16 protein-coding genes and 1 riboswitch are annotated in these 19,768 nt (G+C 44.2%); of the genes, 6 read left to right on the top strand and 10 right to left on the bottom strand.

Features of this window, described 5'->3' with window-relative positions:
- Nucleotides 1–26: 26 nt before the first annotated feature.
- A complete protein-coding gene (locus DET59_RS14715) occupies nucleotides 27–1,172 on the bottom strand; it encodes a heparan-alpha-glucosaminide N-acetyltransferase domain-containing protein (RefSeq protein ID WP_113970399.1) in 1,146 nt (381 codons plus the stop codon).
- Between the two features lie 121 nt (nucleotides 1,173–1,293).
- Between DET59_RS14715 and DET59_RS14710 the strand changes: the two genes are divergently transcribed.
- A complete protein-coding gene (locus DET59_RS14710) occupies nucleotides 1,294–2,028 on the top strand; it encodes a PIG-L family deacetylase (protein WP_113970398.1) in 735 nt (244 codons plus the stop codon).
- Nucleotides 2,029–2,251: 223 nt separating this feature from the next.
- Here the strand turns inward: DET59_RS14710 and DET59_RS14705 are convergent, their stop codons facing one another.
- Nucleotides 2,252–4,705, bottom strand: coding sequence for a cell wall-binding repeat-containing protein (locus DET59_RS14705; RefSeq protein WP_258549692.1), 2,454 nt, complete (start codon nucleotides 4,703–4,705; stop codon nucleotides 2,252–2,254).
- Between the two features lie 174 nt (nucleotides 4,706–4,879).
- A complete protein-coding gene (locus DET59_RS14700) occupies nucleotides 4,880–8,851 on the bottom strand; it encodes a cell wall-binding repeat-containing protein (protein ID WP_258549691.1) in 3,972 nt (1,323 codons plus the stop codon).
- Between the two features lie 432 nt (nucleotides 8,852–9,283).
- Here DET59_RS14700 and DET59_RS22250 point away from each other — a divergent pair, with 432 nt between their 5' ends.
- Nucleotides 9,284–10,456 (top strand): YecA family protein, encoded by a 1,173-nt coding sequence (locus DET59_RS22250; protein WP_309472480.1) that lies wholly within the window; start codon nucleotides 9,284–9,286, stop codon nucleotides 10,454–10,456.
- 127 nt (nucleotides 10,457–10,583) lie between these two features.
- Here the strand turns inward: DET59_RS22250 and DET59_RS14690 are convergent, their stop codons facing one another.
- The 7 genes from DET59_RS14690 to DET59_RS14660 all read right to left on the bottom strand — a co-directional run bounded on the left by DET59_RS14690 (nucleotide 10,584) and on the right by DET59_RS14660 (nucleotide 16,098).
- Nucleotides 10,584–11,405 carry a MetQ/NlpA family ABC transporter substrate-binding protein gene (locus DET59_RS14690; protein ID WP_258549690.1) on the bottom strand — a complete coding sequence of 274 codons (822 nt, stop codon included), beginning with the start codon at nucleotides 11,403–11,405 and terminating at the stop codon, nucleotides 10,584–10,586.
- Nucleotides 11,406–11,426: 21 nt separating this feature from the next.
- On the bottom strand, nucleotides 11,427–12,092 hold the full coding sequence (locus tag DET59_RS14685; protein ID WP_113970396.1) for a methionine ABC transporter permease: 666 nt from the start codon (nucleotides 12,090–12,092) through the stop codon (nucleotides 11,427–11,429).
- The gene (locus DET59_RS14680) at nucleotides 12,082–13,095 is read right to left on the bottom strand and encodes a methionine ABC transporter ATP-binding protein (protein WP_113970447.1); all 1,014 of its coding nucleotides are present in this window, start codon (nucleotides 13,093–13,095) and stop codon (nucleotides 12,082–12,084) included. Before DET59_RS14680 ends, DET59_RS14685 begins: the two co-directional genes overlap by 11 nt.
- A gap of 70 nt (nucleotides 13,096–13,165) precedes the next feature.
- Nucleotides 13,166–13,271: riboswitch (SAM riboswitch) on the bottom strand.
- A 181-nt stretch (nucleotides 13,272–13,452) separates the two neighbouring features.
- A complete protein-coding gene (locus DET59_RS14675) occupies nucleotides 13,453–13,671 on the bottom strand; it encodes a DUF2922 domain-containing protein (RefSeq protein WP_113970395.1) in 219 nt (72 codons plus the stop codon).
- A gap of 40 nt (nucleotides 13,672–13,711) precedes the next feature.
- Nucleotides 13,712–13,930 (bottom strand): DUF1659 domain-containing protein, encoded by a 219-nt coding sequence (locus tag DET59_RS14670; protein WP_113970394.1) that lies wholly within the window; start codon nucleotides 13,928–13,930, stop codon nucleotides 13,712–13,714.
- Nucleotides 13,931–14,057: 127 nt separating this feature from the next.
- Nucleotides 14,058–15,437: a Glu/Leu/Phe/Val family dehydrogenase gene (locus DET59_RS14665; protein ID WP_113970393.1), complete on the bottom strand. Its 1,380-nt coding sequence runs from the start codon at nucleotides 15,435–15,437 to the stop codon at nucleotides 14,058–14,060.
- A 322-nt stretch (nucleotides 15,438–15,759) separates the two neighbouring features.
- Nucleotides 15,760–16,098, bottom strand: coding sequence for a hypothetical protein (locus tag DET59_RS14660; RefSeq protein ID WP_113970392.1), 339 nt, complete (start codon nucleotides 16,096–16,098; stop codon nucleotides 15,760–15,762).
- A 308-nt stretch (nucleotides 16,099–16,406) separates the two neighbouring features.
- Here DET59_RS14660 and DET59_RS14655 point away from each other — a divergent pair, with 308 nt between their 5' ends.
- The 4 genes from DET59_RS14655 (at nucleotide 16,407) to DET59_RS14640 (ending at nucleotide 19,654) form a co-directional block, all read left to right on the top strand.
- The gene (locus DET59_RS14655; protein ID WP_113970391.1) at nucleotides 16,407–17,195 is read left to right on the top strand and encodes an ABC transporter ATP-binding protein; all 789 of its coding nucleotides are present in this window, start codon (nucleotides 16,407–16,409) and stop codon (nucleotides 17,193–17,195) included.
- The gene (locus DET59_RS14650; RefSeq protein WP_113970390.1) at nucleotides 17,179–17,934 is read left to right on the top strand and encodes an ABC transporter permease; all 756 of its coding nucleotides are present in this window, start codon (nucleotides 17,179–17,181) and stop codon (nucleotides 17,932–17,934) included. Before DET59_RS14655 ends, DET59_RS14650 begins: the two co-directional genes overlap by 17 nt.
- 68 nt (nucleotides 17,935–18,002) lie before the next feature.
- Entirely contained in the window at nucleotides 18,003–18,998 is a 996-nt protein-coding gene (locus DET59_RS14645; RefSeq protein ID WP_113970389.1) for an aliphatic sulfonate ABC transporter substrate-binding protein, read from the top strand.
- A gap of 65 nt (nucleotides 18,999–19,063) precedes the next feature.
- The gene (locus tag DET59_RS14640) at nucleotides 19,064–19,654 is read left to right on the top strand and encodes an SCO family protein (protein WP_258549689.1); all 591 of its coding nucleotides are present in this window, start codon (nucleotides 19,064–19,066) and stop codon (nucleotides 19,652–19,654) included.
- Nucleotides 19,655–19,768 lie beyond the last annotated feature (114 nt).

The raw sequence follows: 19,768 nt of genomic DNA, 5'->3' as shown, positions 1-19,768 counted from the left end.
ATGTTGAGGGACGGACCTTCTTTCTTCTATACTTTCAAATACCATTTCTTCTTATGGCAGACAAAGGCAACGATTGTCCAAAAGATCAGGTTAAGTAATCCATAAGCCAGTTGCGGATGAGGGGTAAAGGTTGCAACCCATTCATTTATCACTCTGGACAAGGATTTCTCAATGCCATCATGCGTGACCGAAAGATGGATCAGCACGGAACCAAGCATGAATTTACCGAAATAGATCAGAAAGCTATTACGTCCATAGGCTTCCAGGAACCAAACAACCGGCTTCAGCGCCGTCTCTTTAGCGTCTGTTTTCCGCTTATCGAATATCAGATAAAGAATCGATAGCATACTAGCTGCGAATCCAGCTGCCAATAGAGCAAACGCAGGCGTCCACAATCGTTTATTGTATGGAAGGAACTGATCCCACGCGAGTGATAGAGCAATCAAGAGAGCGCCTATCCCCAATAGCTCCCGCCATGCCCCCGTCTCTTTACGGGTCAATATCAGTCTTCCAAATGCATATCCAAAAAGAACATTTGATAAGGCGGACAAACTGGTGACCAGTCCTTCAGGGTCATACCCCCGCTCGCCGTGATGGTATAAATGACTTTCCCCAAACACCGTGCTGTCAATTATATGTGAAGGATTACATTCCGGCTGAGGCAATCCGCCTTCACAGGATTGACCAGTATAGAGGATGAGCCCCCCATACACCGACGACACCAACAACGCAATCGCCATCAACTTCAAGGGAGATTGTACAAACTTGGTGATCGCCACCGTAACAATTCCCAAAAGGGCAAACATCTGTAATACACCGGTCAGGCGTATAGTCTGGAAATCCAACGTCCATTCCACAATGATTGTAAATATGATGCCGTACACAATCAAGCGAACGGTCCGCTTTAAAATCTTCTCCCATTTCACCCCGCGCTGATACGCAATCGCCATACTCACACCAAAAATGGTGATGAACGTCGGTAAAATGATATCAATCAAAGTGACCCCATACCACTGTGCATGACGGAAATAGGGATAATCCACCTGCCCATAAGGAATCGTACTCAAAAACACGGATAATGCCACAATAATCCCTCTTAGCATATCGAGGGAATAGACTCTTTTTTTCTTTTTCACTTGTACTTGTTTCTCTGTTGGCTGAACTTGTTCCATACTCCGTTCCTTTCACTTCACGTTCTATACTTTCCTACTATGAAAGTATACACCAGCACAAAAAACTTTGATAGAATCAATTAGTAAAGATTTAACTATTTTTCTCACCCTGGAGGTCAGCATGCGAGCTATCTATTTTTCCTTTATTCTATTAATATCCGCTTTCCTTGGCGGTTGCACTCTTTTTGAAAAAGAACCTGAAACCTCTGTCTTTTACGCTCCACACGCAGACGATGAAACCCTCAGCTTAGGGCCTTCCATCCTGCGTCAAATCGACAAGGGAAATGAAGTAGCAGTGGTGCTTCTTTCACATGGTGAAGCCAGCCAATCGATCAAAAAAATCAATGAGAATCTAAAAGAAAAAAACCTTCCCACTATTTCTAAACAAGAGTTCGGTGACTCACGGGTAAAGGAATTTAAAAAATCCGTTGAAGAATTGGGAGTCAAGCCGGATAATGTTTACGTATATGACCTTCCCGATGGTGAGATAAATGAAGATGAAGTCATGACGATCATGAAGGAAATGAACGAACGCTATCCTGAAGCAAGACACCATGCGTTATCTTATCACGACCCTCACCGGGACCATGCCGCGTCAGGAGCAGCCTTGAAAAAAATGGTTGAGGGTGGGACCATTCAATCAGCTCTTTATTATCTTCCCGTTCAAGAGTTTGAGAATTTGGATTACGACGACACTTATCCCGTGCCTGATGATCTTACTGAAGAGTATCGTAATAGTTTGGATGCTTATCGGATTTGGGAGCCTGGTAAAGGGTTTTATCGTATTGGGTATACTTCGGTGGAGTCTTATTTTGTGAAGGCTGGGAGGTATGGGGAGAGTCGTTGGCATAGGTAGAAAACAAGAACCCTGATTGTAAACTACCGAGCATGATTTTCTTAGCAATTCCAATCCCTGGATAAACAGCTATTACGTCCCTGTCACCCAATGTTTAAGTAGAAAAAAATAAATTATATGATGGCCCTACAGACATCTAATTACCACCATCCGGAGCCGTTTTAAAATCATTTTGACAAAGAAAAGCCATCGAAATCATTCGATGGCTTCTTATTATTTAGAGTTATTTCATTAACTTCTCAACTACAACATCACTTACAGCATTTTCCCCGCCAAGAATATGGAAATCCTTCGCTTTCATCTCTTCAATGGCATCAGAAGTGACACCCGGAAGATCATTAGGTTGTACTAAAAGCATAGAAGCATTTTCTTTTGCCGCAAGGACAGAACCTGCTAATGCATCGGCAAAGTTCTTACCAGTCGCTAAGTACACTTTAGTTGATGGATTAAGATTCGTCGCGATTTCTGCTGCCGTACCGTAACGATTCAGACCGAAGTAGCGAGTTGCGTCAGGAAGTGAATTCATGACGTCCTTGCCTACTACAGCTTCTCCACCGACTACAATCGTACTATCGATTCCTTTTAAAGCTTTCTTTGTTTCAGCTGGAAGCTTATCAGAATCCGTCAATAGAATCGGGTATCCATTGCTCGCTGCATATGAAGCGATAGCAAGAGCGTCAGGGAAGTTCTTGCCGTTTGCTACTACTGCTTTCTCCGGTGATCCTCCCAGACTCGCAGCGATATTCACGGCCGTTTCCCAGCGATCATCTCCGCCGATACGGTCTACATCAAGACCCATTCCTTCAAGCTGATACTTCACATAGTTACTTACAGCACCTTTTCCACCAAGAATAATGACATTCTTAGCACCAAGACGCTTGATTTCTGCTTTTGCCGCTCCGTTTAATGTACCTTTTTCCGTTAACAGGATCGGTGCATCATGTTTGTATGCAAGAGGTGCTCCAGCAAGTGCGTCAGGGAATGAATCTCCGCGGGCAAGGATGACCGTATCCGAAGTTTCCCAACCTTCTTTCGAAATTTCAACGGCTGTTTCGTAGCGAGTATCACCAGTCAGGCGTGTTACTTCCGGCGCTTCTTCTTGAACGATTCGATCTTCAACAGATGGTGAAATAGGGTTGTTCTTTTCAAGGTAAGAAGTGAACACTTCAAAATCCACTACGAATAATTCTGTCAGGCGGCCTTCTTCTTTCGCTTCCTTGAACATCGTGTATCCGTCTCCACCATTGGCAGTAAAGGCGTTTGTTGCAACAGAGTACATCATTTCCGGGTCAATCTCTTCAAATCCGTTGCCTGTCTTCACTTCTACGGACCATACTCGCTCCCCGGCAGGTTTGCTTACATCATACTTGAAGTTTATCCCTGACACTTGAAGGAATTCACCTGGTGCGTCCTCCCCTTCAACTCTGGATACGCTGTGCTCAAGGGCATCCATAATTTCTTGTCCCGTCAGATCAAGAGTGACCAGGTTGTTTCCAAATGGCATGGTCGTTAATACTTCCCCTAGTGTGATTTCACCGGCATCGATTGAAGCACGGATCCCTCCACCATTTTGAAGACCGATATGCGTTTCCACGAATTCATTCGCTTTCGCAACCATACCGTCAGCAATCAAGTTTCCTAGGTTTGTTTCTTTTCGACGTACATCGGCACGTTCTCCATCAAGAGCTACCTTTGTGTTCCCAACAACTTCTTCTTTTATATCTTCAAGAGGCGCTTTGAACTCTTCGACCTTCGCGCGTGCATCAGCATCCTCTTCATAGCTTTTAAGGTCCAGGACTTCTCCGTTATGGCTCGTTACTACACCTTCATCATCAAATGTTACATCCAATAATCCAAGCAGGTTCAAGTATTCACCAGCTTGAACAATCAGTGTCGGCTCTTCCTTCTCAATGACCACAGGCTCTTCAAGCACTGTATGGGAATGACCGCCAACGATGATATCAAGTCCATCCACTTCCTCAGCCAATTCTAAGTCATTTGAATATCCAAGGTGAGAAAGGACGATGATTTTGTTGACGCCTTTATCCTTAAGCATCTTGATCGTAGCCTTTGATTTTTCAACTGCATCTTCAAAGACGACATTTTCTCCAGGGTTTGCGATGAATTCTGTATCTGGAGTCGTTAATCCGTAGATTCCCACTTTCTCTCCATCTACTTCTTTGATCATTGCCGGGTAGACGTTCCCGCCGTCACCAGGCTGGCCGATTTCGTTTTTGAAAAGGGGTTCTAAATCCTTGTCACCTGTAACGGTCACATTTGATGAAACCATCGGGAAATTCATTTTTTTAATGAAGTCTGCAAGAGTCTTGGAGTCTTTATCGAATTCATGGTTACCAAGAGTCATTGCATCGAAGCCAAGCTCATTCATAAAGTGAAGGTCTGCTTGTCCAAGATATTGACGGAAATAAAGGGTTCCCGAGAATACATCACCAGCGTTCACCAGTAAAGAGTTCGCTTTTTCAGTGCGCAGCTCGTTTACTGCTGTTACTAAACGGGGATAGCCTTCCACATGGGCATGCGTATCGTTTGTATGCATGATCGTTAAATCGAATTCTTCCCCTTCTGCTGAAGCTGAAGTAGCAGGGGATACTGCGAAAATCGCAGCGGCCAGAGCTGCAGTTGATAACACACCGTATAGAGGTTTTTTAAAATTCATTTGGTTGATCCCTTCCTTTTCATATGTAGGTTTTTGTCGGAACTTCATCCACAAAACCCATTATATAGTAGTTTTATAACAAAATGTGATAATTTTACTAATTATTAAAACAAATCTGGTTCTTTTTACATATCAGGACAGGGGAGGAATCCCCCCTGCCTTTTTTTCTACAATCTATTTCTTTAATTGCTTTACAACTTCTTCACTAACTGCATTTTCCCCACCAATAACATGAAAGTTGGAAATGTGATCCATTTCAATTACTTCCATAATAGCTTCTGGTACTTCCTCTTTCTTCACCAGAAGAATTTCAGCACCTTCTTTGGCTGCAAGGACAGAACCGGCAAGAGCATCGGCAAAGTTAGTCCCTGTTGCCACAATTGCCTTATTAGTTTGAGGAGTTAAGTGTTTCGCAATTTCAGCAGATGTTTCGTAACGGTTCAAGCCACTATAGCGAGTCGCTTCTTCAAAGCTTTCAAAAATTTCTGTGCTGATCGCATTTTCGCCACCAACGACGATTTTTTCATCAATCTCTTTTAATACTTTATTAGAGGCTTCTGACAATTTGTCTTGAGCAGATAGTACAATCGGATATCCATTCTGTGCTGCATAAGATGCAACAGAAAGGGCATCGGCGAATTGGTATGCATTTGTTACAATCGCCTTTTCAGGATTACCATCCAATTTAGCAGCGATATTTGCAGCTGTTTCAAATCGGTCGTCACCTGAAATACGGTCCGTTTTCAAACCTAATCCTTTAAGCTGATATTGAACATACTTGGAAACGGCACCTTCACCACCGAGGATGATCGCTTTCTTCGCACCTAAACGCTTGATTTCTTCTTGCACTTCAGCGTTCAAACTGCCCTGCTGCGTCAATAAGATCGGTGCATCATGTTTGTATGCAAGTGGCGCTCCTGAAAGGGCATCAGGGAATTTATCGCCTCTGGCAATAACCACTGTGTCTGCGGACTCCCAGCCTTTTTTCGATATTTCAATGGCCGTGTAGTAACGGTCATCACCAGAAATACGTTCTACTTTATTTTCAAACTGAACCTTAGCCAGGACAGGATCGTGATCACTCGCACGTCCATCTTCTTCACTAAAATCAGAGTTGATGTTGATACTATCAATCATCGTTCGCTCTGCTAGATTATTTGTTACTAAAATATGATCAAGAACTTGAGAGTTTCCTTGATAAATATACGTGTATCGTTCCTCTGCAGGGAGCTTTTCCATCATATTGGTTAAGACGTCCCCTTCGAGAGTATTGATTGGAGCAGAGAACTCGAAGTCGTTCAGGTCCCCAAGAACCACGACGTTTGCATCTTCGACCTTTTCGTTCACATTATTTACAAAGTCATTTAGTACCTCGGCTTGTTTAAGTCGCTGTACCTCACTACCAAGCACAACCGGATGATCTGCACCGAATAAAGCTCCGTCCCCACCTTTGGAGTTAAAGTGGTTTGCTACGACGATGACTTTTTCACCGTTAAACATGAATTCAGCTGCAAGGGCTTTACGGGAATCATCAAATGCTTCATTTGTCGGATCGATGCGTCCCGGGTTATGAGTAAGTCCATTTTCATTTACACCCACGGAAGTCACCGCATCCCCGGCTTCTTTATCAGTCAATTGGACACGTTCAGGATTGTAGATGAAACCTACACGGATATTTCCACCAGGCTGCCCGCCATCTGTTTTATCGACAGGTGCGATATCGGTGAATTCATAAGTCGGTCCACCTGCTTCTTCAATGGCTTTGATGATAGTTTCGTATGATGCACTTGCATCTGTCGTACCATCATCGGTTGGTCCATTATTATCCTGAACCTCGACCAGACCGATGATATCCGGCGTTTTCATATTCGAAACAATCGAGTCAGCAATCTTCTCAACTTTACTTTCTTCAATTCCGGCATAGAAGTTTTCAATATTATAAGTAGCAATCGTCAGGTCTTCTTTCACAGGAGTGATCGACGTTACTTCCTGCGCTGTTCCCCCATCAACGACTGTAGGGAAAGTCCCCGTTGGACGGATCTTAAAGTTGCTATAATCATAGCTTACGTTTCCAGTCACGGAACCATCCAGCATATCACCTGTTTTCACATTGATATTCATGCCGTCCACGTCGACCAGCATGCGCTCAGGGTTATAATCTTCAGGAGAAATCAATACTCCCCCTGCTCTTGTGCGAAGTTGATCTTCGCTTGTATTCACCACTACAGGGAGTTCATCATATTTTACCGGACCTGTAATCGTGGCATCAGGGATTTCAATCAGCATCCCTTCAAGACTTTCATAAAAGTCCAGGCCATCTGTTTCGGGATCGAATGAGGTCATTTCATCATCTTCAATGATCTCAGTAGGCGGTACACGGTCTACCCCCATCATGATGGCTGCAGGTACTGTATTATCTGAAGATTCTACAGTAACGGCTGATGCCGTGATTTGAGTTGTAAGAAGATCTTTCGCATCATCGTAGCCATCTTCCCTCCACTCTTTTACCTGTCCACCCACATTTACTTTGTCTCCGACTTTGACAGAATTGCCCTTTGCATAAACATAAATTCCTTCAGAAGTCGCCAGACTATCGTCGGGTATCTCTTCCTGCATATAAAATGCATTGGAACCGGCCTTCGCTGTCACAATTCCTTGAACATTGGAGACGTTCATATTTTCGTAAGGCGAGGTATGGGAATCTCCTTGAATATCATGAATGCTTAAACCATCAGCTGATTTAAGGATTTTGTAAGTAAAAGTGGAAACATCGCTTGTGTTGCCTTCTTTTACAACAACTGCTTTAATCGTTACATCCGTAGTAAGCTCGATCGGTGTGGTATATTCTGAACTGGAAGCGGTCGGATCGGTTCCATCCAATGTGTAATGAATGGCTCCACCTTCAGTTGCCGTTTGAAGTGTAACCTTCGTTCCTTCCACAACTGATCCTGAAGCAGGGTCAGCGGTTACAGAGAAGGCTGTTTCTATTACATCTGACGTATTACGTGGGACCAATTTATACTCGTCGAAGTTATAATCAACCACACCTCGAAGGATTTCGTACGTTTTGCCAACTTCAAGCATCGTACTATCATTTGGTTTGATGACGAACTCACCAGAGCTGTCTGTTGCAGTGAAATTACCGTTGCTGTCTTTGGATTCCACTGTCACATCCGTAAATTCAACGAACATTCCTTCGTGATCTTCACCATTTTCAGCTGAGAGGTCTGTAGAGGTTAGAGAGGCTGGTGAAGGAACTCCCTTGTTTTCTTCTGTAACTTCAACATTAGAAGCAGTCGCTTCAATTTGCTGCATGCCATAATAATCGCCCAGTTTACCTTCTGCGATTACTTCGTCACCCGGCTCGGCAGTAAGTCCGCTCGCCCTGATGATGACACCAGCTGTTCCATCCTGGATGAACAGGTTTGTTTGTCCGCCTGCTTCAAAGGCTGCTGTCGCAATACCTTGTACTTTAACAACCGTGCCTTTAGGAGTTGTGCGAGCTTCAGCGATGGTGGATAGTTCTATAGGGGTTGGTTCTGGAGCCGGTTCATCTGATAGATGTGTTCCGAGATCACTGAATACATCTTTGCCTTGATCAGTCCATTCTACGTATGGATCAAATGCATCGGTTACATCTGCATCCCCTGTCATCACAGAATCATTACGGACGATCGAGACGTCTTTTGCAAAGTTAGCTTCTGAACCAACCTGTCCGAGTGAATCAATCACAGTGCCGCTTTTCTTTAATGTGATTGGATCATTCCCGTTGAAATTTATGATAACGCTGTCTTGGATATCTGCTTTATCAAGGATGGCTGAATCAGCCTGTTTATGAGCAAGCACTAAGGTTTCCCCTGCATTAAGAGTGCCAGTTAAAGGGAATGTCTTTTCCGCTTCTGCTACACCATTTGTATGTAATTCCAAGGAGTAATTCGATAAATCAATTGCTTCACCAGTACCGTTATATAGTTCAATTGCCTTATTGTAACTGGACCCTTCAATATATTCAGAAATGATTAAGTCCTGAAATGCCTCGTCTGCAGCGGATACCTGCTGAGATAAGTGAGGTGCAAACAAGCTTAAGGCCATACTGGAGGCAACTGTCACACTTAATAATTGACGCTTCATTGTTTTCCCGTTCATTTTCTTCCCCCTGTTCGTAGTTTAGTAAAGTGGTAGATTCGCCACCATCTACCAGTATACAACAGGATTTGTCATAATAGTGTAAAAATAGGGTAAATTAACCGAAATTTTGTTAGCGCTTACATAATTTTAAGTATATTTGAACTTTAAAATTAACAAAGCCCGGTTCTGGAGCGGATTAACTGCTCTTGAACCGGGCTTATAATTGTTTTTTTATGCGATGGTGGTGATTCCTCTATTTACAGGCACATCCATACTCCAGGTCCAGAAGAGGAAAAGTGAAAAAAAAGAGGGACGGACCTCCTCAATTCTATGGAAGTCCGTCCCTTTCGTGTTCTTCTTTTATATCTACGGCTTAGAGGTCCGTCCCTCTTCCCTTTTCCACCCCCACCCTTTACACTTAAAGAAAATATTATGATAAAGGATGGTTGGATGAATCGTTTTGTTGAAAGGGTCGAGCCGTATTTTTTGAGCGAGGATCCGTTTGTGCAGAGATATGCCATTGAAATGCTGGAGGACACTTATCTACCTGAAGGGGATACGTTTTTAACCGGATTGAAAGCCGTTGACCGTGGACCGGTAACGGAATATTCATCCCCTATTCTTCCTAATTTAATATACTTACCCCTTAATGAAGAAGGCCTGAAAGAAGTAGTAAATCGACTAGATGTCATGGGTAAAAAAGATAACAACCGACTGTTCTACATTCAATTAATTACAAATGCCAGCACGGAATTATTAACTACATATAGAAAAGAAGTAAAACAATATGTTGGTGAGGAACAGTTACAAGAAGTAGAGAAGCTTCCTTCTTTAACTATAGAAGAGCTATACATGGCGTTGGCTGATGTTATGGTCTACTTGGATGAACATGAGTTTAATCAAGCCCTTTACGATCATGGGAAAAGAATCATCAAAGAGCTTGTTAAAAAGGGGGGCATTGAGAGCTGGGAAGTACAAAATGGACTTCAGAACAAAATAGATGATGAAAAGTTTTTCGGGTTTGAAGGAATTTATAATGTCTACATGGCTGGTGAAATCCAGGAAGAAAGTGTAGTCCCTCAATTAGTGAATCTCTTCAAAAATGAAGAAGAAGGAGACTTTTTATTTGAGGAAACGGCAAATTCCCTGGTCAAAATAGGGACGGACCTTGTAGTACGGGAAGTTGAAAACATAGCACTCTACGGGAACACTTTCTTCTATACTCTGGACGTACTGGGCAGGATCAAAACCAAAGAAGCTGAAAAGGCATTACTCAGACTGTTTGATCAAGCGGATGATCCCACCGCCAAAACGATTATTGCAGATAATCTATGTCGACATCTTTCAACAGACGCCATCCCCAGGATTGAAGATTTAGTTGAAACAGGGTATGAAGATCGGCTGCTTTGTTTAGAAGAATCACTATATGTCAATTGCGTCATGAATGGGGTCCAACACCCCAAACTTCCTGAATGGAGACACTTGCTGGAGGTAATGGAGCTTGAAATGTTGAATGAGCCACCCGCGCTAATTCCGCAACCCGTCATAAGCGACGAAAAAATAGGACGCAACGACCCTTGCCCATGCGGCAGCGGCAAAAAATATAAGAAGTGCTGCCTATAAAAAAATGAGGGACGGACCTCCGCATTCAGCGGAAGCCCGTCCCTTTCACATTCTTATACTAAATTTCCTGATTAGAGGTCCGTCCCTCTATTCCCGTCCGTCCCTCTACTCCAGTCCCTCTATCCCTCTACTCCATCCACTCCGGCTTACCGAAGCCTTTAAATTCTTCGTCGATGATTTTTTCGAATTCGTCTGCTTCGACGACTGCTTTGATGTCTTTCGCCAGTTGTGAATCAACGTCTTTCGTATTTACAACCACGCGGTTTCGATACTGATCAGGCATCTCTTCCAGCTGAAGTGCATCAAGTAAGTCCATATCGGCAGCCAGTGCGTAGTTCCCTGGAACCGCCGATAGATCAACGCTGTCAACGGCCCTTGGAAGCTGAGCCGCTTCAATCGGTTTGAACTGCAGGTTTTTCACGTTTTCAGCAATATCTTTTTCTGACACCGTCAATGGATCTGTATCTGGTTTTAACGTGATCAGTTTTGCATCTTCCAGAATCTGAAACGCACGTGCTGCATTCGTTGGATCGTTTGGAATCGCAATGGCACTGCCTTCTTTGATGTCTTCAATCGAATCGAACTTCTGTGAGTAGATTCCCATTGGCGCCGTTGGTACGACAATCACTTCGGATAAATCCATGTTGTGTTGCTTTGCGAAAGTTTCCATGTAGATTTTATGCTGAAAAAGGTTCGCATCCAGATCTCCCTGGGCCAGTGCGTTATTCGGCTGAATGTAATCACTGAACTCTTTCACTTCAACCGTGTATCCTTTTTCTTCAAGACCGGGCTTAATCGCTTTTGTCACCATATCACTGTATGGTCCGGATGTTGCCCCGATGGTCACTTCTTTTTTATCTTCCGCACTTGAACTTGCTTCGTCTCCTCCGCAAGCTGCAAGAATGCTCATTGTTACCGCTAATGCTACGAATAAAATCCACTTTTTCACTTGTTGTTCCCCCTTGAGTAGTTATCGTTTATCGACTAATCGTGCAAACACATCACCCGTATATTGGATGAGTTGAACCAAACAAATTAAAATGACGACGGTCGTGATCATCACCGTGTTGTCATATCGGTAGTACCCGAAGCGGATCGCCAGGTCACCGACTCCGCCTCCACCGACGATGCCGGCCATGGCTGAATAGGCAACTAAACTGATCGTTGTAATCGTAATCGCCTGAATCACCGCCGGCCGTGCTTCCGGTAACAGCACGTCCTTGATGATCATCCAGGGACTCGCCCCAACGGATACCGATGCTTCGATCACTCCTTTGTCAATCTCCCGGAGCGATGTTTCTACCATTCTCGCAAAAAACGGAACTCCCGCAACAGAGAGGGATACGGAGGCTGCCGTCGGTCCAATCGTGGTACCGGTCAATAGTTTGGTTAATGGTAAGAGTGCGACTAATAGAATGATGAACGGAACCGAGCGCACCATATTGACGACAAATCCAACGACCTTTTTGATCAAACTATTTTGTAAAAACAAGCCTTTGTCTGTTACGAAAAGAAGAATCCCAAGCGGCAATCCCACCAAAATCGCAACTCCCAGTGAAATCCCCACCATATACACCGTTTCAAAAAAGGCTTTATTCAATTCTGGTAAAATCGCAGTCAATGAATCAGGCAGCATTCTCAAGCACCTCCAGGCTCTGCGTCTTCAACGTGATATACCTGATCGCGGCTTCGACCTCGTCATGGGAGCCGATCAGTTCCATGATGAAAATCCCGAGTGGCACTTCCTGAATATATTCAATCTTGCCGTGAAGGATATTGCCTTGCACTTTGTATTTCTGGAACACTTCTGAAACGACGCTCTCCTCTGCGATCGATCCTTTGAATTGGATTTTGATCAGCTTTCCTTTTCTTGATTCCACGAGGTGTGGCGGGAGTTCAAATTGAAGGATCGTTTCAATGAATTGTTTCGTTAAAGGCTGCTTCGGTTCGGCAAACAGGTCGTAAACCGGACCTTCCTCCACGATTTTCCCATCCTGCATCACGGCCATCCGGTCGCAGATTTCTTTCACCACTTCCATCTCGTGGGTGATGAGGACGATCGTCAAACCCAGTTCTTTGTTGATCTTTTTCAATAGCTTCAAAATCGATTTCGTCGTATTCGGGTCGAGTGCCGATGTCGCTTCGTCGCAAAGTAAAACCGATGGGTTATTCGCCAAAGCCCTGGCAATCCCGACTCTCTGCTTTTGTCCTCCGCTGAGCTGGGCCGGATAGGCATCGGTTTTATCTGAAAGACCGACCATCTCAAGGAGCTCGACGACCCTGGTCTTGATTTTCGCTTTCGGTACACTGGCCGCTTTCAAGGCAAAAGCCAGATTGTCAAAAACCGTTTTCGATTTAATCAGGTGAAAATGTTGAAAGATCATACTCGTTTTTTGACGGGCAAGTCTTAGTTGTTTGGACGTGAGCTTCGTGAAATCCTGTCCATCAATGATAATTTCTCCCGATGTAGGGGTTTCTAATAGATTCAGGCAGCGAATGAGTGAACTCTTTCCCGCTCCACTGTATCCGACGATTCCAAAGATCTCACCCTTTTCGATTTTTACGGAAACGTTATCGACACCGACCACCGTTTGCTTCTTAGTACTGTACGTTTTCACCAAATTCCTAATCTCGATCAATGTGCACACCCCTTTTTCGTCCAATAAAAAATGCCTCTTTCAACTGAAAGAAGCATCGCCTGTTTATCTCGACTTATCTCTCAGAATGAAATCATTCTGCAGGAATTGGCACCGTTCCAATACTGGAGGTTGCCGGACGTCATAGGGCCTGATCCCTCGGTCACTCTGGATAATTGAAAGTATGTAATTTTCTAAATTTTTATCTTATAGAGGATAATACTGGGGATTGGTCGGTAAGTCAATAGGGGATTTTCCAAAGTTTTTATGTAATCGTTGTCTTTGTTGATGGAATAGGGTGGAGAATTTTTGTGAACATGAAGAAAGTGTCCCCAAATTAAGGAGAACACTTTCATTCGATTACATCACATCATAATCCGTCACATTACGCTCGACCACTCGAGCTCCTTCCACACTCACAAACATTCCGTTCGAACTTCCAAACACATTGGTCGCGATCAGGTTATCCATCACTGCTTTCACCGCCACAGTATCAATCGGCTCGATCGGGTCATTGATGGATAGTTTCCCTGACTTCCCCGTTTCCGTCAGGAATTCCAGTTCCAATACTTTTGCCATGTTGCATCTACCTCCTTTCTGTTAAACTATCGATCATCGTTTACTCGTTAATGTCAAAGGTTTCGACCTTCTCGATGTTGTTTAATCCCTTTGATGAAAGACTTGCCACGGATAAAGCCGCGCTGTTCATCTCATCCGCCGTTGCCAGTGCATTGATGTAGCTGTACGATTTGTACACAATCTTAGGATTCCCTTTCTCATCCAGACCATCATTGTAAGCCAGTCGTATTCTCGTAGATTTCAAATCCGCTGTTGCCATGTGCCTCACCTCCTTTCACCCTTTATATAGGGGAAAGGGCGAGGGACGGACACCCCGTTTGAAAAAAAGAGGGACGGACCTCCACTCCTAGCACCAGCTCCTAGGAATGGAGGTCCGTCCCTTGTTCTTAATAAAGTTTTCCCTGTCTGTAGAGGACCGTGGATAGTTTCATGACGGAATGGATGTAGCAGTTTTGGCGTAATGGGAATGGGTCGCCGAAGAATAGGGGCAGGACGGTGTCCATGGTTGTTTTCATTTTGTCGTAGAGGAGGTTGAATACTTCTTCCTCTGTGTAGAACTGGGTTTCCCGTCCTTGCAGCCATTCGAAGTAGGAGACGATGACCCCGCCGGCATTGGCCAGGATATCCGGGATGATAATGACACCTTGATCACTTAAATATTTATCCGCTTCTGTTGTAACTGGCGCATTGGCCCCTTCCACGATGATTCTTGCTTTCACCTTTTCAACATTATCCTTGTGCACCTGATCCTCTAATGCCGCTAACATCAGGACGTCCACATCCAGGTACAGAACCTCTTCACGACCACGGATCTCAGCCTTCACGCCGATTTCCTTCAACTGATCATCCTTCGTGGGAAGATCTCCTTTATTCTTCATCGTGAACTCAACCAATGTCGGAATATCAAGGCCATCCGAGTTGAACAACGTCACATTCCGGTCACTCACCGCCACCACTTTATTCTGTAAATGAGTGGATTGATGGGCTTCAAGGGCCGCAACGGAACCTACATTCCCGAATCCCTGCACTGAAATCGTCAAGGGACGGTCCTCAAAATCGAGAGCCGTTTTCGCAAAGACATTATCCGTCTTCGTTAATAGACTCTTCTGTTCCCTCAAAAAATCATGAACGAGATAGCGGAATGTAAAGAAGACACCTTTTCCCGTCGCCTCTCTCCGGCCCAACGATCCGCCGTTCACAACGCTTTTTCCCGTAAAGCTCCCTCTATAAGGCATTCCCGGCCGGATGCTCTTGTACTCCGCCATCATCCAGTCCATTTCGCGTTCCCCCGATCCCATATCAGGAGCAGGGATATCTTTATCGGGTCCCAGGACATCGCTGAAATATTGGACATACTTCCTCGCAATCAGATGAAGCTCCTTCTCCGTATACTCACGGGGATTCAGGATGATCCCGCCTTTTCCTCCACCGAATGGAACATCATGAAGGGCATTCTTCAACGTCATCAAGGAAGCCAGATTCACGACCTCTTCCTCATTCACCGTCTCATGAAAACGGATCCCGCCCTTATATGGTCCGAGGGCATTATTATGCTGAACACGGAATGCAGGGATCCTGACCACCTTCTCATCCTCCAACGGAATCCTCAAATACGATTTATGTACGTGGTTCGGTGTCGACAGAATGGAAGTCAGTGACGTAAACGCTTTCTTTCTTGTCTCACCTTTCACTTCGGGTAAAAAAGACTCATCCTCTAGTAAAGCATCCAATGACTTCTGAACAATATCTCTCGTTTGGCTGATCAAATCGGGTCCCTCCTATTAGTTTGAAGAAAATAATGGTATATACTATAGTGTTACCCTGTCACCCCTGGTTAAAAACGACTATTCTTAAACTCTCATATCGACATCTCCCGCCAAGCAGAAAAAACCACACCCTCCCTAAAAAATGTGGTCTTCCACAGATGCGATTTAATGACCGCTTTTCCTAATGACAAAAAAACGTTCCTTTAATTATTTCAAAGATTCTACTTCTGGATATTAAAAAGCAAGCAATGATATTGAATATATTACTAATGAAGGCTGGCAGCTTTACAATGGAGAAAGATGCTGAAAGGAAAAAACGAAGTTAGTTTTGATTATCATTTATGATTCCCAATACGTTTTGATGTTGTTTCTGAATCGTGGACACATGCTTAATTTCACTACTCAATTCCATTCTTGTTTCATCAAGTTTTTTCATTAAACTGCCATAATAAAAGGCTACTTCCTTGCGCATTTCGGTCTGCTCGTTCATAACAATCGTTAGATTCTGCTTTACTGAATTGAGCCCCTCTCGCATTGTTCCTTGTTCTTGTCTCATTTCAGCTTGCTCTTGTTTCACCTCAACAAGGTCTCTCATAATTTGCTTTTGCCCCTCATCCATGGAATCTAATCGACTTAGGATTTGACTTAAAACCTCTTCCAATTCATTCACCTCCCTTAATATGGATTTATTATACCACCTGATCCGTTCTGATGGGTACTATTACTTAGTGAATACAGTTACCAAATCATTCCCACTATCTAGTTTTATGTTTGGCATTTTTACTAAAAGGCATACGAGCAATTGCTTGTAGAAAAAAATTTCTAAGCATGAAGTACGTTTTTTGTAGATAGTACCATCCATTTATTAAAACAAATAAAGGAAACCTTGACAACCATCCCCAATATACTATAATTACATTATTTATATTCCGACTAAACTAATATGAATTATAAGATAAGGATGATGACATGTTTATACAGATCAACCATCTCCATAAGCAATACCTCGATAAGTCAGGAAATCCAACCGATGTTCTTAAAGATATTAACCTTGAGATTGATAAGGGGGAGTTTGTTTCGATCCTGGGACCTTCAGGATGCGGAAAGTCCACTCTCCTCTCCATCGTGGCAGGACTGACCGGCTCGACTTCGGGAGAGATTCTTGTAGAGGGCAATCCGATCAAGAAACCAGGAAAAGACCGGGGGATGGTTTTCCAGCAAGCGGCACTTTTTCCATGGCTGAATGTACGTGACAATGTGACGTTCCCTCTAAAAAAAGAGATGTCTAAGAAAGAGGCAAGACACCAAGCCGCAAAATACTTACATATGGTCCAGCTGGGAAACTATCAGGATCATTACCCCCATGAGCTGTCGGGAGGGATGCAGCAGCGGGTTGCGATTGCACGTGCTCTCTCCATGAACCCGGAAATCCTTCTCATGGATGAACCATTCGGGGCACTGGATGAACAAACGCGCTCCCGCCTTCACCACCAGCTTGAAACGATCTGGATGGAAACGAAGAAAACCGTCCTGTTCGTCACTCACAGCATCTCTGAATCTATTAAGCTTTCAGACCGGATCATCGTCATGGGTACCCGACCCGGTACGATATTGACAGATATCAAAGTGGATCTTCCCCGTCCCCGGGATGCTCATAAAGAGGAAATGGTAAAGATTGAAGAATATATCATGAGCTATTTAAAGAAGGAAATCGACAAAGTGATAAGTGAGGAATTGGCCTATGAACACAGCTCTTAAACGCATCATCTTCTTTGCCCTCATTATCGGCCTTTGGGAATCGGGATCACGATTCGGACTATGGACAGAAGTGGTCCTCCCCTCTCCCACTTCCGTTTTCCAGGCCCTTTTTACAGGAATCGCAGATCAAACCTTGATTATTGACCTTATCGCGAGCTTCAAACGTTTATTCATCGGGTTAGGGATTTCGTTGCTTATTGGAACCAGCATAGGCGTTCTTCTGGCAAAATCAAAAACGGCTGACGATACACTGGGATCTTTACTGCTGGCTTTCCAAAGTGTACCGAGTATTGTCTGGCTTCCACTGGCCATCATGTGGTTCGGACTCAATGAAAAAGCGGTCATTTTCGTCGTCATCCTTGGTGGAACATTCGTCATGGCCCTCAACATTCGAATGGGCATAAAAAACGTCTCTCCCCTCTTTTTAAAAGCAGCACAAACGATGGGATCGAGAGGTTTGGACTTATTCATTCGAGTCATCTTCCCGGCATCGATTCCTTATGTGGTCACGGGTGCACGCCTTGCATGGGCCTTCGCCTGGAGAGCGCTGATGGCAGGGGAACTATTAAGCACCGGTCCAGGACTCGGCTACACCCTCCGATACGCATCCGATTTTGGTGACATGAGCCTGGTCATCGCCGTCATGATCATTATTGGTGTCATCGGCGCCATCGTTGATCAACTTATCTTCCAGCGCATTGAGAAATCAGTAATTAAACGTTGGGGATTGGAGTCATAAGCATTGCCCTAGAAATTACGGCAGGTACTTATCACCTGCCTCTTTAATAAAAAACAGGAGGTTACAAAATGAAAAAAGCATTTCTACTCATGACGATTTTCTTTACATTCCTAGGTGTTTTGGCAGGCTGCGGTACGGAGAAAAGTTCAGGCGGTGACGTAAGCGAAAAGGTCGTCATCGGTTACTTCCCGAATATTAACCACGTTCCCGCAATGGTTGCGAAGGACAAAGGATTTTATGAAAAGCAGCTGGGTGACGATACAAAGATTGAATACAAAACCTTCCCCGATGGTTCATCGTTTATGACCGCTTTGAAAACAGGTGAAATTGATGCCGGTCTTGTCGGGCCTGGTCCTGCCATGAACAACTACATGACCGGGGCTGACGTGAAGATCATCGGTGGGGGATCCACTGGTGGAACCGTGGTTCTTGCAAGTAAGGAAAGCGGCGTAAAGACCGTAGACGATTTTGCAGGCAAATCCTTCATCACCCCTGCCGTCGGTTGCACACATGATGTTCAGGTCGAAACATTCTTGAAGGAACATGGCATTGAATCTCAACGTATCGGTGGGTCCATGAAACATGTAACCGGAAACCCTGCACAATATGCCAATATGCTGAAATCAGGGAAAGTCGATATTGCCGTAGCGCCGGAACCTTGGGCAGCCGTGATTCAACAGGAAACAGGTGCCAACATCATCATCGATCATGATGAGATTTCATTCGGTGAAACATTACCAGCATCAGTACTTGTAGCCTCTGGAAAATCCGTAAAAGAAAATCCGGACACCATTCAAAAAATCGTGGACGCACATAAAGAAGCGACTTCTTTCATCGCTGAAAATCCGGAAGAAGCAAAAGAAATTACGATTAAAGACGTGAAAGACGTAACCGGGCAAGAACTAAGCAAGGAAGTCGTCGACCAGGCCTGGGAACGAATCGGCTTCACTTACAAAGTGGACTCCGATGCCGTTCAAGCCTTCGCTGACTCATCCTACGAGCTGAAGTTCCTGAAAGAAAAACCAAAATTCACCGATTTAATTGATAAACAGTTCATAGACTAACCTGACAAGGTCCGTCCCTCTTCTGGTGTGAGGGACGGACCTCTGTTTCAGAAGGAGGAAGTTGAGTGGGATTTAAATGTATGATTGCTACGGTTGCCTTATCTCTTTTCTTGTTGGCTGGCTGCCAGGGTGAAAATGTTGAGGAGTCTTTTCCTATGAAAGTAGAGGTCGGTGATTTGGCCGCTGTGGATCAGAATGGGGAGACTACGTCTTTAGGTGAGCTCAATAAGGGAAAGATCGTGATTGCCGATTTCATCTTTACAAATTGCGATACCGTTTGTCTTCCGATGACGGCGAATATGTCGAAGCTTCAAAAGAAGATAGCGGAGGCGGGATTGGATGGGGAAGTTCAGCTGGTTTCGATTAGTGTGGATCCCGAACATGACTCTCCTGAAGTGTTAAAGGAATATAGCGGGCGCTATGAAGTTGATGATAAGAATTGGAGCTTCTTGACGGGATATTCCCGTGACGAGATCGAATCTTTTGCCAATGTTTCCTTTAAAACTCCTGCTGCTCAAGTGGAAGGATCTAATCAATTCGTGCATGGCACTTCTTTTTATTTAGTGAGTGAAAATGGGGTTTTGTTAAAGCAGTATGAAGGGGTGTCGAATCCTCCATATGAGGAGATCATTGAGGATATTGAGAAGCTGAAGTGACCTTTTCGAGTGGAATCGAGGAGGTTTTTTTATGTGGATTTATGTCTGAAGTTTATTCTTAACACTTAAAGCTGGTTTCTTATATTTTTCAGCACTATTTTCGGAGAAATCTGT

This window comes from Rossellomorea aquimaris (assembly GCF_003315075.1).
Classification (GTDB): domain Bacteria; phylum Bacillota; class Bacilli; order Bacillales; family Bacillaceae_B; genus Rossellomorea; species Rossellomorea aquimaris_C.
The sequence above is the reverse complement of the archived record's forward strand: the minus strand, read 5'-3'. Positions and strand labels throughout refer to the sequence as shown.